Origin of the sequence: Kribbella polygonati, assembly GCF_050320105.1 — a bacterium.
Lineage (GTDB): Bacteria > Actinomycetota > Actinomycetes > Propionibacteriales > Kribbellaceae > Kribbella.
Window position 1 is genome coordinate 8,386,413 of record NZ_CP190129.1, and the last position, 13,168, is coordinate 8,399,580.

Sequence of the window (13,168 nt, forward strand, 5' to 3'; positions counted from 1 at the left end):
CGGTTGGTGGCTGGTTTCCGGTGGGTTGCTGGTGGGGGAGGGGGCGCGGTGACGGGGGTGCGGCTGGGGTCGACGGCGGAGTTGTGTGAGCTGCTGGGGATTCCGTTCTCCGATCAGCAGCTGGCCGCGATCACCGCGCCGTTGGCGCCGGGCGTGATCGTCGCGGGCGCCGGGTCCGGGAAGACGACCGCGATGGCGGCGCGGGTGGTGTGGCTGATCTGTACCGGGCAGGTGAAGCCGGAGGAAGTGCTCGGGCTGACGTTCACGAAGAAGGCCGCGAACGAGCTCGACGTACGGATCCGCGAGGACCTGACGAAGGCTGGCGTACTCGGCTCGACGCTGCCCAAGGACCAGCACCCGATCCTTGCCGCGCACCTGCGCGGCAACATCCCCAACTGGGAGCCCGAGGAGCCGGGCGAGCCGGTCGTCTCGACGTACCACGCGTTCGCCGGCACGCTGATCGCGGAGCACGGGCTGCGGTTGGGCCTCGAGCCGGACTCGCGTGTGCTGGCGGACGCGACCCGGTTCCAGCTCGCGGGTCGCGTCGTACGGCGGTCCGCCGGGCCGATCCGGTTCGCGTCGCATCACGTGCCGACGCTCGTGAACAGCCTGCTCGCCCTCGACGGGGAGCTCGCGGACCACCTGCTCCGTACGGACGACATCCGCGAGCACGACGACGCCGTACGGCAGGAGGTTGCCGCGGCGCGCAAGCAGACGGTCGAGGTACGGAAGCTGGCCGAGACCGCGTTGAAGCGCGGCGAGATCCTGCAGCTCGTCGAGGAGTACCAGGCGTACAAGGGGGAGCGGGGCGTCGTCGACTTCGCCGACCAGATGGCGCTCGGTGCGCGGCTGGCCGAGGAGTGCCCGGAGGTCGCGGCCGTCGAGCGCGCGCGGTACAAGGTGGTGCTGCTGGACGAGTACCAGGACACCTCGGTGTCGCAGCGGCGGATGCTCACCGCGTTGTTCGCCGCGGGCGACGGGCGCGGGCATCCGGTGACGGCGGTCGGCGATCCGTGCCAGGCGATCTACGGCTGGCGCGGCGCGTCCGTCGCGAACCTGGACGAGTTCCCGGCGCACTTCCCGCGGGCCGACGGCTCGCCGGCGTCGCGGTACGTGCTGAGCGTCAACCGGCGGTGCGGCAGTCGCATCCTCGGGGCCGCGAACGAGCACGCCGCGGAGCTGTACGAGCAGCACCCCGGGGTGATTCCGCTCGAGGCGCCGGTCGACGCGCCCGAGGGTGCGATCACGGTCGGGCTGTTCGAGACACGCTCGCAGGAGATCGAGTGGGTCGCGGAAGCGATCGTCTCCGCGCACCGCACCCGGAACCGCCGCTGGAAGGACATCGGCATCCTGATGCGGACGAACGTCGACCTCAGCGCGGTCCACGAGGCGCTGATCGCCCGCAAGGTCCCGGTCGAGGTCGTCGGGCTCGGCGGCCTGCTCGCGCTGCCCGAGGTCGTCGACGTGGTCGCGACGCTGCAGGCGGTCAACGACCTCACCGCGAACGCCGCGATGCTGCGGATCCTGACCGGCCCGCGGTACCGGATCGGCCACCGCGACCTCGCGCTGCTTGCCAACCGGGCGCGGATGCTCGCCGACGCCGGCGCGCATCCGCAGGCCGAGGACCTGGTGTCCGCCCTGGACGCCGCGGTCGCCGGGATGGACTCGACCGAGGTCAGCTCGCTCGCCGAGGCCGTCGACGATCCGGGGCCGCTCGAGTACGCGCCGGAAGCGTTGGTCCGGTTCAAGGAACTGTCCACCGAGCTTCGCGAGTTGCGCGCGCACGCGGCCGAGCCGCTGCTCGATCTGGTCCGCCGGGTGATCAGCACGATCGGCCTCGACGTCGAGCTGACCGCGACGCCGGACCACGTCGACGCCGGCCGTCGCGATCACTTGGCCGCATTCCTCGATGCCGTCGGCAACTTCGTGTCGACCGAGTCCGACGGGTCGCTGGACGGATTGCTCGCGTACCTGGCGGCCGAGGAGGAGTACGCCGCCGGCCTCGACCTCGCCGTACCGAGTGAGGCCGACTCGGTGAAGCTGCTGACCACGCACCGGTCGAAGGGGCTCGAATGGCCGATCGTGTTCGTGCCGACGCTGGTGTCGAAGGTGTTCCCGTCCGACCGCGGCCGGGACAAGTGGACCACGAACGCGAAGGTGCTGCCGTGGCCGCTGCGCGGTGACGCGGACACGCTGCCGGACATCCACGACCTGACGAACGCCGGGCTCAAGGCGTTCGCCGACGAGTGCAAGGACATGAACGCGCTGGAGGAACGCCGGCTCGGGTATGTCGCGTTCACCCGCGCGAAGGAGCTGCTGGTCGCGACCGGGCACTGGTGGGGCCCGACGCAGAAGCGGCCGCGCGGACCGTCGTCGTACCTGTCGACGTTGAAGAAGCACGCCGGTGAACGGGTGGTGCAATGGGCCGAGCAGCCGGAGATGTCGGACGAGAACCCGGAGCTCGCCGAGCAGACGCAGGCGCCGTGGCCCGCGCCGTACGACCGGGAGGCGTTCGGCCGGCGGCTCGAAGCGGCCGCGCTGGTGCGGCAGGCGCGCGCCGAAGGCCCGTCGACGGACGCCGAGGAGTCGCTGCTGCTCGACGAGCAGGCCACGGTCGCGCGCTGGGACTCCGAGCTCGAGCGACTGTTGTCGGAGGCAAAGGAAAGCCGAAGCCGGAAGGCGTACGACGTGGCGCTGCCGGCGGCGCTGTCCGCGACTCAGCTGATGCGCCTCGCGAAGGACCCGAACGGCCTGGCCGCCGACCTTGCCCGCCCGATGCCGCGCAAACCCAACCGGGCGGCGCGTTTCGGTACCCGCTTCCACGCCTGGGTGGAGAGCTACTTCGGCCAGCAGCTACTCCTCGACCCCGACGACCTCCCCGGCGCCGCGGACGAGGACATCGTCGACGACACCGACCTCACCGACCTGATGGACGCCTTCCGCGACGGCCCCTTCGGCGACACCACGCCGTACGAGATCGAGGCCCCCTTCGCCCTCGCCCTCGACGGCCGCGTCGTCCGCGGCCGCATCGACGCCGTCTACCAGCTCGTCCGCCCCGACGGCTCCCGCGGCTACGACGTCATCGACTGGAAAACCACCCGCGGCGAAACCGCCGACCCCCTCCAGCTGGCGATCTACCGAGTCGCCTGGTCCGAACTCCTCAACATCCCCCTCACCCACATCACCGCCGCCTTCTACTACGTCCGCACCGGCGACATCATCCGCCCCGAAACCCTCCCCGACAAGCAAGGACTCATCGAACTGCTGAACGGCTAGACGACGAGATCCGCCGGAACGATGCGAACTGTGAACGGCAGCTCGGCGTCGAACGCTTCCTTGCCGGTGACAACAGCCCGCTCGACGTAGGTGTCGCCCTCGAGTTCGAGCACGGTGAGTTCTTCGTTGGCCGGATCAAAGATCCAGTACGACGCGACGCCGGCCTGCTCGTACAGCCGCCGCTTGAGCACCCGGTCGGCAAGACTGGTGGACTGCGACAAAACCTCAACCGCAAGCAGCAGCGGTTTCTCCAACGTCCTGCCTTCGATATCCCTCCGGCGGCAGACGAGCACGTCTGGCTGCACCGACCGTGTCGCAGTCGGCCGGAAGTCCAGTGGCGCGACGAACACCTTGAGATCTTCTGGGCAGTTGTTGCGAAGAGCAACCGCGAGCTCGAGAACCGCGGTCTGATGGAGTGGCAGCGGCGCGGGAGTCACCAGCAACATCCCGTCGACCACCTCGTACCGCTTCCCGTCGTCGGGGAACGTTTCGAGATCTGCCACCGTGTATTGACCCGGCTCATGTGTTTCCACGTACACCATGGTGGTGCCTCCTTCTCGATCACACAACCAGCATGGCAGCGCGGCGCGGGTGGTTGGTGCCGTTTCGGCGATCTGCCCCGGGTTGCCCCGCAATGCCCCGGAAATCGCCCGATTTGGCCCGGTTCAGGCTCGTTTGACGGGGTGATCCCCCCGTGGGGCTGCCCCTGGAATCCCCGGTTTGTCAGCAGCACAGGTTTTCGGGGGTGAGGGTCAGGGCGAACGGGTGGGTGGTTTTGAAGGATTCTTCGGCTTGGAGGACGGCTTGGCAGGTGTAGCCGGTGGGGGTCAGGGTGAGGAGGGTGAGTTCTTGGGTGGTGGGGTCGAGGAGCCAGTAGGACGGGATCTGGTGGGTCTCGTAGAGGGTGCGTTTGAGGACCACGTCGGTGGTGCGGGTGGTGGGGGAGATGACCTCGACGGCGAGCACAGGTGGTTCGGTGACGGGCGCGTTGCGGTGGCTGACCATGAGGTCGGGGCGGAGGGTTGTGGTGGGGGTGGGGCGGAACGCGCGGGAGCCGACGGTCACCAGCAGGTCCGGTGGGCAGGTGTGTTTCAGCTGCACCATCAGCGCGATCACGGCCGCGTGGTGGGCGGGTGGCTGGGGTCCGGTGACGAGGAGGCGGCCGTCGAGGATCTCGTAGCGGCGGCCGTCCCGGGTGGCTTCTGCTGTCGGCACCACACCAGCGTGGACCATTCCGGCGTACCGCCGCGGGAGTTATCCACAGGCCAGCGGGTTGTCCAGGGTGCCGGCGAACTGCAGGGATCCGGCGACATCGGTGAGGTCGACCATCTGCTGGTTGTTGCGGAGCTGCAGCCGGTTCAGGCAGGACAGCGCGAACGTCGGCGCGAAGATGTCGTACTTCGCGAACGCTTCGGCCAGCTCCGGCGTCGTCGCCTGGTAGTCGCGGATCGACGACGCCACCACCGCCCAGAACTCGTCGACGGTCAGCACCCCCTCGCGGTCCAGCAGCGGCGCGAGGAACCGGAAGATGCAGTCGAAGACGTCGGTGAAGATCGACAGCAGCTTCTCGTCGTCCGGTACGTCGGCCCGCACCCGCTCGGCCTCGTCCGGCAGGTCGGTCGCCGGGCTCAGGACCGCGATCTCCTCCGCGATGTCCTTCATCACGACCCGGATCGGGATCGCGTCCCGCAGGACCAGGATGAGGTTCTCACCGTGCGGCATGAACACCAGTTCGTACGCGTAGAAGCTGTGCAGCAACGGGATCAGGTACGCGTCGACGTACGCCCGTACCCAATCCGTCGGCGCCAATCCGGATGCGCGCACCAACGCGGCCGCCAGCGACGCACCGTGCCGGTCGACGTGCAGCAGTGACGCCATCGTCGCCAGCCGTTCGCCCGGCTCGAGCGACGGCACCGGGCTCTCCCGCCACAGTGCCGACAGCATCTTCCGGTACGGCGACGTCTTGTCGGTCGCGTTCTCGTAGTACCGGTTGTGGTAGCCGACGGCCGCGATCTCCCGCAGCACGCTGAACCCGTACCGCTTGAAAACAAGGTCGTTCGACACAACCGAGTGCACCCAGTCGTTGATCGCCGGCGTCGCGGCCATGTACGACGGCGACAGCCCGCGCATAAACCCCATGTTCAGCACCGACAGCGCGGTCTTCACGTAGCACCGCGCCGGCTCCGACCGGTTGAAGAACGTCCGGATCGACTGCTGCGGCTGGTAGATGTCGTCGGTCGAGCCGAGCTGCACGATGTGCCGCTGTGCGACGTCCGCCGCGAACGTGATCGAGGTCTTGTTGTCCCACTGCCAGGGGTGCACCGGCATGTATACGTATTCAGCGGGATCGGCCATCGCGGCCCATCGCGCGAGTACGTCCGCGCCCAGCTCCGACCGCTGCAACTCGTCGTACGTCAGCGAGGAACTGCAGGACACCGTCGTCCGGTCCCGCCGCGTCGCGATCCAGGTCAGCCGCACTCCCGCACCGGTCTCGGGCGCATACGCCAGATAGTCCGACCGCCCGAATCCGAGCCGCCCGTTGTTCGCCACGAAACACGGATGCCCCTCGGTCATCGCGGCCTCGATCGTCTGGAAGTCCGCGCCGACCAGGTCCGCCACGGTCAGGTCGGGTTTCGACAGCTTGTACGCCGCCGACGCGAGCGTGCTGCTGATCTCCTCCAGGTACACGGGCAGCATCTCCCGCCCGATCCCGAGCTGCTCGTGGAACTCGGTGACGAACTCCAGCGCATCCACCGGCAGGCCGTCGGCGCGCACCACCGAGGACACGTCCCAGTGGTTCAACGGATACCGCCGCGCCGCGAACCGGTACTGCCCGACGACATATTCATTGCCGTCGGCAACAGGATCCAGAATGCGTTCGTGGGTGAATTCCGACAACGCCTTCCGCACCAGCGCCTCGTTGACCACCGACCAGGTGTCCATCAGCCCGCCTCGTTCATCCGCAGCGCGTCGCCGTACTGGTCCCGGGTGCAGAAGCTCAGCCACGCCTGCTTGTCCGGCAACGTCACGATGCTGTGCTTCCGGAACCCCATCCGCGCGTTGAGCGCCTGGATCTTCGCGTTCCGTACGTCGGGCTCGACCACGACCCGGTCCACCAGCGGATCGCTGAACAGGCTGTCCATGATCGTCTCGAACACGGCGCCGGTGAACCCGCCGATCCGCGCGACCGGCGGCCCGACCAGCACGTGCATCCCGACATCGCCCGGCGCCACGTCGTACACCTGCCCGACCGCGTCGGACGCGGGCGCGTACCGCTCCATCAGGAACGCCGCCCGCCCGTCGTGCTCGCCGAGAAACGCCCGGTGGTGCGCGGTGGACGCGATCCGCAGGTACTCCGCGCGGACGTCGTCAACCGACGCGTCCAGCAGACCCCAGTACCGCGCGTACGGCTGGGTGACCCAGCTGTGCAGCACCTCGACGTCCGTGTCGAGGTCGAACGGCCGGAGGCTGAGGGTGCCGACGCCGGCGACGAACCGCCGGTACGTCGGTTCGGGCACTGCTCTGGTCATAGCGACTCCAAGGGCGGCTGGGGTTAGCTAAGGCTTACCTTACTCGACCGGGAGGTGGATTCATCAAGTAGTCCGCGAGGCGGATGCGTCACACTGCCCGTCCTGCCTACGTTGGTGACATGTTGATCGCAGAGGACCTGCTGCTGCTTCTGTACGACGACCAGACCGGCAAGCCGATCACTGGTGCGCCCGGGCTGGACTTCTCGCTGGCCGGAGCGGTGCTGATCGAGCTGACGCTGCAGCAGAAGCTGGACATCACCACGGACGGCAAGGCCGGTCGGTTGCGGGTGCTGGACGGTGCCCCGACCGGTGACCCGATCCTGGACGAGCGCTTGTCGTACGTGATCGACAGGCCGGGCAAGAAGCCCAAGGACCAGATCAAGCCGCTCTCCAAGCACCTGCGCGACCAACTGCTCGCCAGGCTCGCTCAGCGGGGCGTGCTGGAAGCTGATCAGGGCAAGGTGCTCGGGTTGTTCCCCGTGACGCGCTGGCTGGCCAAGGACGCTCGGCACGAGCTGGAGGTCCGCGCTCAGCTGGAGAGCGTGCTCGTGCAAGGCCTGGCGCCCGACCAGCGCACCGCGGCGCTCATTGCCCTGCTCAGCGCGCTCAACGTCGTACCGAAGGTCATCACCGACGCGGTGGACAACCGTGCACTCAAACAGCGGGCCAAGGAGATCGCCGACTCCGACTGGGCTGCGGCCGCGGTCAAGAAGGCAGTCGCCGAGATGCAGGCCGCCGTAACGGCAGCCATCGTAGTGTCAGCAACCGCCGGAGCGTCAGCCAGCAGCTAGGCGAGCCTTGATATCCGGCTTGACCACCTTGCCGACCTTGGAACGTGGCAGGTCGGGCCAGACCAGCACTTGCTTCGGTGCCTTGACGCTGCCGATGCGGGCCTTCGCGAACGCGATCAGCTCGGCAGCGTCCACCGAGGCGCCAGGCTGCAGCTGTACGACGGCGACGACCCGCTCGCCCCACTTCTCGTCGGGCTGGCCGATCACGGCGCAGTCCTGGACGGCGGCGTGCGCCATCAGCGCCTGCTCGACCTCGGTGGAGTACACGTTGAAGCCGCCGGTGATGATCATGTCCTTCGCCCGGTCGACGATGTACAGGTAGTTGTCGTCGTCGAGGTACCCGATGTCGCCGGTGTGGTGCCACCCGTACGCCGATGCGGCCGCCGTGGCGTCGGGGTCGCGGTAGTACCCCTTCATCACCAGCGATCCGCGGACCACGATCTCGCCGCGTTCACCATGCGGCAGCAGCGCACCGTCCGGGCCCATGATCGCCACCGTGACCAGCGGTGCCGGCCGTCCCGCGGACGACAGGCGATCCCGCGCAATGTTGCCCGAGGCATCGAAGTGCGCGGCCGGCGGCAGCATCGAGATCATCATCGGCGCCTCGGTCTGCCCGAACAGCTGCGCCATCACCGGACCGATCCGCTCCAGCGCCTCCTCCAGCCGGGCAACCGACATCGGCGCGGCGCCGTACCAGAAGCACTGCAGTGACGAGAGCTCTGTGGAGTTGAGCTCCGGCGCTGCCAGCACCATGTAGATCAGCGTGGGTGGGAGGAACGTGTGGGTCACCCTGTGCCGCGGGATGAGCTCCAGGAACGCATGGATGTCGGGGGCGCGCATGATCACGATCTCCCCGCCGGACGCGAGCACGGGGAAGCACAGCACGCCGGCCGCGTGCGTGAGCGGCGCCAGCGCCAGGTAGACCGGCCGCGGGCCGAACGGGTACCCCATGAGCGTCAGCGCGGTCATGGTCTCCAGGTTGGAGTTGCCGAGCATGACTCCTTTCGGGCGTCCCGTCGTACCTCCGGTGCCGACGATCATCGCCAGGTCGTCGGGGGAGGTCAGATCAGGTGCCGGCTGGGACGCGCCCCCGCAGAACGCGTCCCAGCCGACAGTGCTCCGGCCACTGGGGTGGGGGTATGGGCCGGAGCTGGAGGGCTCATCGTCCAGGCACACAAAGGTGTGTACCTTCGGCAATGAGTCCCGTATGCGGTCCACCAAGGGCGCGAACGCCGCCTGGTAGATCAGTACTTCGCAGTCGAACTGGTCGAGCAGCTCCCGGTTCTCGGCGGCCTCGTTGCGCGGGTTGATCGGGCACCAGACCGCACCGGCCCGGCTGATCCCGAACACACAGCTGAACGCCACCGGGTCGTTCGCCGACAGGATCGCGACCTTCCCACCAGGGCGTACGCCGGTTGCCGCCAACGCACCCGCAATGACGTACGAGAGCTGCTGTACGTCGGCGTACGTCAGCGTCTCGCCGTCCGTGGTGAGACAGGCGGCGTCCGGCGCGAGCGAGGCGCCTTTGTCCAAGTACTCGACCAGTCGCATCAGCGTTGGACCGTCAGCTGCGGTTCCGACACCAGCCCGAAGCTCCGCAGTACGCCGAGCAGCTCGCGGTGACCGAATGCCTGGCAACCGCTGGCAAAGCCGACGCGCTTCGGTGGCGTCTGCAGCAGCGAGTACGCCGCGTACGCCTGCAGCAGACCGGTCTGCTGGTAGTTGCTGTTGCCGTGGATGACGCAGTGCGCCCGCCCGAGCGGCCCTGATGCATGGACCGAGTCCAGCGACTTGTTGACGCGCGGGTTCTCGCGAGGCGGCATCTGGTTCATCACCTGACGTGCCGTCTCGGTCAAAGCGGCGTTGCGGTCGTCGGGCGCCATGTCCTTGGTGGCTTCCAGCGCGGCCGCGACGATCTGCGGTACGCCGTTCATGAGCGCGGTGTTGAAGACGCCACCCTGTGCCTTGCAGTTCGCGACCCGTGGGTCCCGCTTGAACCAAACCGGGTGCGACGTACCTCCCCAAGGCAGTGACAGCGCCAGTTCGTGCTGCCCTGGGACCACCAACGGCACCAGGCCCTGCTCGGGGAACTCGACGTACGCGTTCTGCTCCAGGAAGTGTGCCTTGGACGTCGCAGCGTTCACCAGGATCGTGCGGGTCGAGGCAATCGTCGGACTGCCTCCCCAGAACACTGCGATGTCGAGCGTGTCGAGCCCGGGCTCTTCCAGGCACAGCTGGGCCGCGATCTCACCGGTCGTGTACATCTGCGCAACACCAGGCGCCAGCAACAGACCAGCCGCGGCGAACTGTGCGCCGTACTTCTCGTCACAGGTGATAAGCCAGTCCTGCTCGCCGGAGGTGTCCGTGTAGTGCGCACCGGCCGCAAGGGCTGCCTCTACGGCGGCAGGGCCGAGCTCACTGAACGGGCCGACGGTGTTGAGCACCACGGAGGCGCCGTTGAACAGTTCTGTCAGTGCCGCGACGTCATGGTCGACGGCTGCGATCTCGTAGTCCGCGGTCTCGATACCGGGGACGTTCGACTCCATCGACGCCTTGAGTTTGTCCTCACTGCGCCCAGCAGCGACGAACGGCACGTGATAGTGCCTCAGGTACTCACACACCAGCCGCCCGGTGTACCCGGAGGCGCCGTAGACAACAACGGGTTTCGAAGCCATCACATCCCCATTCCGCCGTCGACCGGCAGGCCGATGCCGGTGATGAACCGTGCCTCGTTCGATGCCAGGAAGACGACCGCGTCGGCCATGTCCGAGACCTCGCCGAGCCGGCCGGCCGGGGTCAGCCCGACGACCGCGGCGACGGCCGCGTCCGGCGACTCGAACAGCCCGAGTTGCGCGACGTCGTTCGCCAGGCCGGCGCCCATCGCGGTCGGGACCAGCCCGGGATAGATGCAGTTGACGCGGACGCCGTACCCGAGCTTGCCGGACTCCATCGCGGCGACCCGGGTGAGCCGGTCGACCGCGGACTTGGTCGCGGAGTACACCGCGATGCCCGGGAACGCGATCGTCGCCGCGACCGACGCGACGTTGATGATCGCGCCGCCCTGGCCGGCCAGGCCCTCGGGCCGCATCGTCCGCAGGCCCCACTTGATGCCGAGGGTGGTGCCGAGCACGTTCACCTCGAGCATCTTGCGGATCTGCTCCGCGGTGACCTCGGTGAGCAGGCTGGTGATCTCCACCCCCGCGTTGTTCACCAGGATGTCGAGGCCGCCGAGGATGTCGTTGGCGGCGACCACCGCGTTCTCCCAGTCGCCGTCGTCGGTGATGTCGTGCGCGACGAAACCGTTGCCGCCGCCGTACTCCTGGTCGAGCGCGTCGGCGACCGCCGCGCCGGCGTCCTTCTGGATATCGCTGATCACGACCTTGGCGCCGGCCGCCGCGAGGGCGCGTGCCATGCCCTCGCCGAGGCCCTGCGCGCCGCCGGTGACCAGGGCCTTGCGGCCGGTGAGATCGAGTGCGCCCATCTGAAGCTCCTTTGCTCGCACGGGTTGTTCACACTGTGCTCAGCCTTTTGACACTCGTCAAGACTTTGTTTGACAGTTGTCAAGAAAAATTCGCACGAGGGGACGCGCCCGGTCCCGCGCCGGGGTACTCTGACGCAACCGACCCGAGAGTGAGGTGACTGCGATGGCGTCCACGGCCGAGGAACGGCCCGCCCGCGTCTCCGGGATCGACAAGATCGAGCGCCGCCGCGTCGCGCTCGCGGAGTCCGCGCTGAAGACGCTCGGCGAGCTCGGGTACGCGCGCACCAGCCTGCGCGAGATCGCGAACAACTCCGAGTTCACGCACGGCGTCGTGCACTACTACTTCCGCGACAAGATCGACCTGATCAGCTACTGCGTGCGCTACTACAAGACCAAATGCGCCCGGCGGTACGACGAGGTCGTCGAGACCGCGACCTCCGCCGACGAGCTCGCGACCGGCTTCCTGGGCAAGATGACCCAGACGCTGGTCGAGGAGACCCCGATGCACAAGCTCTGGTACGACCTGCGTGCGCAGAGCATGTTCGAGGACCAGCTCCGCCCGGACGTCGAGGAGATCGACAAGCTGCTCGAGGCGATGATCTGGCGGATCCTGTCCCGGTACGCCGACCTCACCGCGACGGTACCGGCCGTTGACGCGCCGACGGCGTACGCGCTGGTCGACGGCCTGTTCGAGCAGGCCGTCGTGGGCTACGCGGCGAACCCGGACAAGACCCCGGCCCTGCTGACCGACCGGATCATGCAGGTCCTGCCCAAGCTCGTCACGACGTAGCTCTCACTCCGCTCCGCAGTCGACCTTGCAGAGGGTGTCGGTGAGGGTGAGGATGGCGCCCGGCTGGTCGCTGCCGGACTCGGTGGAGTACTCGACGGTCCAAGTGCCGGCGGTGGTGTTGCCGGCGGTCTTGCCGGACTGCTGTTTGAGCCAGTCGACGATCTGACCGCGCGGGTTCACGTGCGCCAGCTCCAACGCCTCCGGTGCGAACTCGGTCAGTGCGGCAGCTGCCTCTGCAGCGACCCCGGTCGCCTGCAACGACAGCACTGCCGGGCGTGGCTGGGTACCGATCAGCACCTGTGCGGAGGTGGTGCCCTTGCTGCAGGTCTGGTACGCCTCGTCGGTGCTGCACTGGTACTGCTTGCCGGTGAACGCGGCCACGACCTGTGTAGGTGTCAGGTCCGGCAGCTTCTCCTCCGGGCCGGAGGGTGTACTGCCACCACTGGCTTGAGCTGACGGCGTACTGGAGGTGCTCGGGCTGCTCCCCGACTCGGGCTTGCTGCCGGAGCAAGCCGTGGTGCCGGCGAGCAGCGCGCAGGCGAGTGCTGCGACGAGCCGGCGGTTCAGACCGGCACCTCGATCGCCGCGTCGAGTGCGATCGTGATCATCTCGGAGAACGTCGTCTGGCGCTCCTCCGCGGACGTCACCTCGTGCGTGATCAGGTGGTCCGACACGGTCATGATGCCGAGCGCGCGGCGGCCGAACTTCGCCGCGAGGGTGTACAGCGCGGAGGCCTCCATCTCGATGCCGAGAACGCCGTACTCCGCGGTCCGCGAGACCAGGTCCGGACGGTCGTTGTAGAACAGGTCGCCGGAGAACACCTGGCCGACGTGCACGTTCAGCCCGGCCGCCTCGGCCGCGTCGACGGCCGCGCGGAGCAGCTGGTAGTCGGCGGTCGGCGCGTAGTCGATGCCGTGGAAGCGCAGCCGGTTCATCTGCGAGTCGGTGCTCGCGGACATCGCCACGATCACGTCCCGGACCCGGACCGACTCGGTGAGCGCGCCGCAGGTACCGACCCGGATCAGGGTCTGTACGTCGTAGGACTCGAACAGCTCGTTCGCGTAGATGGACGCGGACGGCTGGCCCATCCCGGAGCCCTGGACGGAGATGCGCTCGCCCTTGTAGGTGCCGGTGAACCCGAACATGTTCCGGATCTCGGTGTAGCAGATCACGTCCGACAGGTAGGTCTCGGCGATCCACTTGGCCCGCAGCGGGTCCCCCGGAAACAGCACCCGCGGTGCGATCTGCCCCTTCTCGGCGGCGATGTGAATACTCATGCCGGGATGCTCTCACGCGCCCG

The 13,168-nt window shown here is 68.2% G+C and carries 12 protein-coding genes; 3 read left to right on the plus strand and 9 right to left on the minus strand.

What is annotated here, in order from left to right:
* Window positions 1–48: 48 nt before the first annotated feature.
* Window positions 49–3,276 (plus strand): UvrD-helicase domain-containing protein, encoded by a 3,228-nt coding sequence (locus ACQHIV_RS40455; RefSeq protein ID WP_427889800.1) that lies wholly within the window; start codon window positions 49–51, stop codon window positions 3,274–3,276.
* On the opposite strand, the gene ACQHIV_RS40460 is transcribed toward ACQHIV_RS40455, so the two are convergent.
* From ACQHIV_RS40460 to ACQHIV_RS40475, 4 genes are all read right to left on the minus strand, one after another.
* Window positions 3,273–3,818 (minus strand): Uma2 family endonuclease, encoded by a 546-nt coding sequence (locus ACQHIV_RS40460; protein ID WP_427889802.1) that lies wholly within the window; start codon window positions 3,816–3,818, stop codon window positions 3,273–3,275. The genes ACQHIV_RS40455 and ACQHIV_RS40460 overlap by 4 nt on opposite strands.
* 181 nt (window positions 3,819–3,999) lie before the next feature.
* The gene (locus tag ACQHIV_RS40465; protein ID WP_427889804.1) at window positions 4,000–4,491 is read right to left on the minus strand and encodes a Uma2 family endonuclease; all 492 of its coding nucleotides are present in this window, start codon (window positions 4,489–4,491) and stop codon (window positions 4,000–4,002) included.
* A gap of 39 nt (window positions 4,492–4,530) precedes the next feature.
* Complete coding sequence (locus tag ACQHIV_RS40470) at window positions 4,531–6,219, minus strand: IucA/IucC family protein (protein ID WP_427889806.1); 1,689 nt, start codon at window positions 6,217–6,219, stop codon at window positions 4,531–4,533.
* Window positions 6,219–6,806, minus strand: a complete 588-nt coding sequence (locus tag ACQHIV_RS40475; RefSeq protein ID WP_427889808.1) for a GNAT family N-acetyltransferase — start codon at window positions 6,804–6,806, stop codon at window positions 6,219–6,221. The genes ACQHIV_RS40470 and ACQHIV_RS40475 overlap by 1 nt, the downstream gene beginning before the upstream one ends.
* A gap of 119 nt (window positions 6,807–6,925) precedes the next feature.
* Here ACQHIV_RS40475 and ACQHIV_RS40480 point away from each other — a divergent pair, with 119 nt between their 5' ends.
* A complete protein-coding gene (locus ACQHIV_RS40480) occupies window positions 6,926–7,597 on the plus strand; it encodes a GOLPH3/VPS74 family protein (protein WP_427889810.1) in 672 nt (223 codons plus the stop codon).
* Here the strand turns inward: ACQHIV_RS40480 and ACQHIV_RS40485 are convergent.
* From ACQHIV_RS40485 to ACQHIV_RS40495, 3 genes are read right to left on the minus strand one after another with little or no spacing between them, the layout of a single operon-like run.
* Window positions 7,583–9,148 (minus strand): acyl-CoA synthetase, encoded by a 1,566-nt coding sequence (locus ACQHIV_RS40485; RefSeq protein WP_427889812.1) that lies wholly within the window; start codon window positions 9,146–9,148, stop codon window positions 7,583–7,585. The genes ACQHIV_RS40480 and ACQHIV_RS40485 overlap by 15 nt on opposite strands.
* Window positions 9,148–10,272 carry a DUF5938 domain-containing protein gene (locus ACQHIV_RS40490; RefSeq protein ID WP_427889814.1) on the minus strand — a complete coding sequence of 375 codons (1,125 nt, stop codon included), beginning with the start codon at window positions 10,270–10,272 and terminating at the stop codon, window positions 9,148–9,150. Before ACQHIV_RS40490 ends, ACQHIV_RS40485 begins: the two co-directional genes overlap by 1 nt.
* Window positions 10,272–11,078 (minus strand): SDR family NAD(P)-dependent oxidoreductase, encoded by an 807-nt coding sequence (locus tag ACQHIV_RS40495; RefSeq protein WP_427889816.1) that lies wholly within the window; start codon window positions 11,076–11,078, stop codon window positions 10,272–10,274. Before ACQHIV_RS40495 ends, ACQHIV_RS40490 begins: the two co-directional genes overlap by 1 nt.
* A gap of 163 nt (window positions 11,079–11,241) precedes the next feature.
* On the opposite strand from ACQHIV_RS40495, the gene ACQHIV_RS40500 reads away from it, so the two are divergent.
* Window positions 11,242–11,868: a TetR/AcrR family transcriptional regulator gene (locus tag ACQHIV_RS40500; RefSeq protein ID WP_427889818.1), complete on the plus strand. Its 627-nt coding sequence runs from the start codon at window positions 11,242–11,244 to the stop codon at window positions 11,866–11,868.
* A 3-nt stretch (window positions 11,869–11,871) separates the two neighbouring features.
* Here the strand turns inward: ACQHIV_RS40500 and ACQHIV_RS40505 are convergent, their stop codons facing one another.
* Window positions 11,872–12,249 carry a hypothetical protein gene (locus tag ACQHIV_RS40505; protein ID WP_427889820.1) on the minus strand — a complete coding sequence of 126 codons (378 nt, stop codon included), beginning with the start codon at window positions 12,247–12,249 and terminating at the stop codon, window positions 11,872–11,874.
* A 182-nt stretch (window positions 12,250–12,431) separates the two neighbouring features.
* Window positions 12,432–13,145, minus strand: coding sequence for a purine-nucleoside phosphorylase (deoD, locus tag ACQHIV_RS40510; protein WP_427889822.1), 714 nt, complete (start codon window positions 13,143–13,145; stop codon window positions 12,432–12,434).
* Window positions 13,146–13,168 lie beyond the last annotated feature (23 nt).

Coding starts and splice junctions, on each gene's coding strand:
- ACQHIV_RS40490 (WP_427889814.1), bottom strand. CDS start 10,272: ATGGCTTCGAAACCCGTTGTTGTCTACGGCGCCTCCGGGTACACCGGG.
- ACQHIV_RS40480 (WP_427889810.1), top strand. CDS start 6,926: ATGTTGATCGCAGAGGACCTGCTGCTGCTTCTGTACGACGACCAGACC.
- ACQHIV_RS40470 (WP_427889806.1), bottom strand. CDS start 6,219: ATGGACACCTGGTCGGTGGTCAACGAGGCGCTGGTGCGGAAGGCGTTG.
- ACQHIV_RS40500 (WP_427889818.1), top strand. CDS start 11,242: ATGGCGTCCACGGCCGAGGAACGGCCCGCCCGCGTCTCCGGGATCGAC.
- ACQHIV_RS40475 (WP_427889808.1), bottom strand. CDS start 6,806: ATGACCAGAGCAGTGCCCGAACCGACGTACCGGCGGTTCGTCGCCGGC.
- ACQHIV_RS40460 (WP_427889802.1), bottom strand. CDS start 3,818: ATGGTGTACGTGGAAACACATGAGCCGGGTCAATACACGGTGGCAGAT.
- deoD (WP_427889822.1), bottom strand. CDS start 13,145: ATGAGTATTCACATCGCCGCCGAGAAGGGGCAGATCGCACCGCGGGTG.
- ACQHIV_RS40485 (WP_427889812.1), bottom strand. CDS start 9,148: ATGCGACTGGTCGAGTACTTGGACAAAGGCGCCTCGCTCGCGCCGGAC.
- ACQHIV_RS40495 (WP_427889816.1), bottom strand. CDS start 11,078: ATGGGCGCACTCGATCTCACCGGCCGCAAGGCCCTGGTCACCGGCGGC.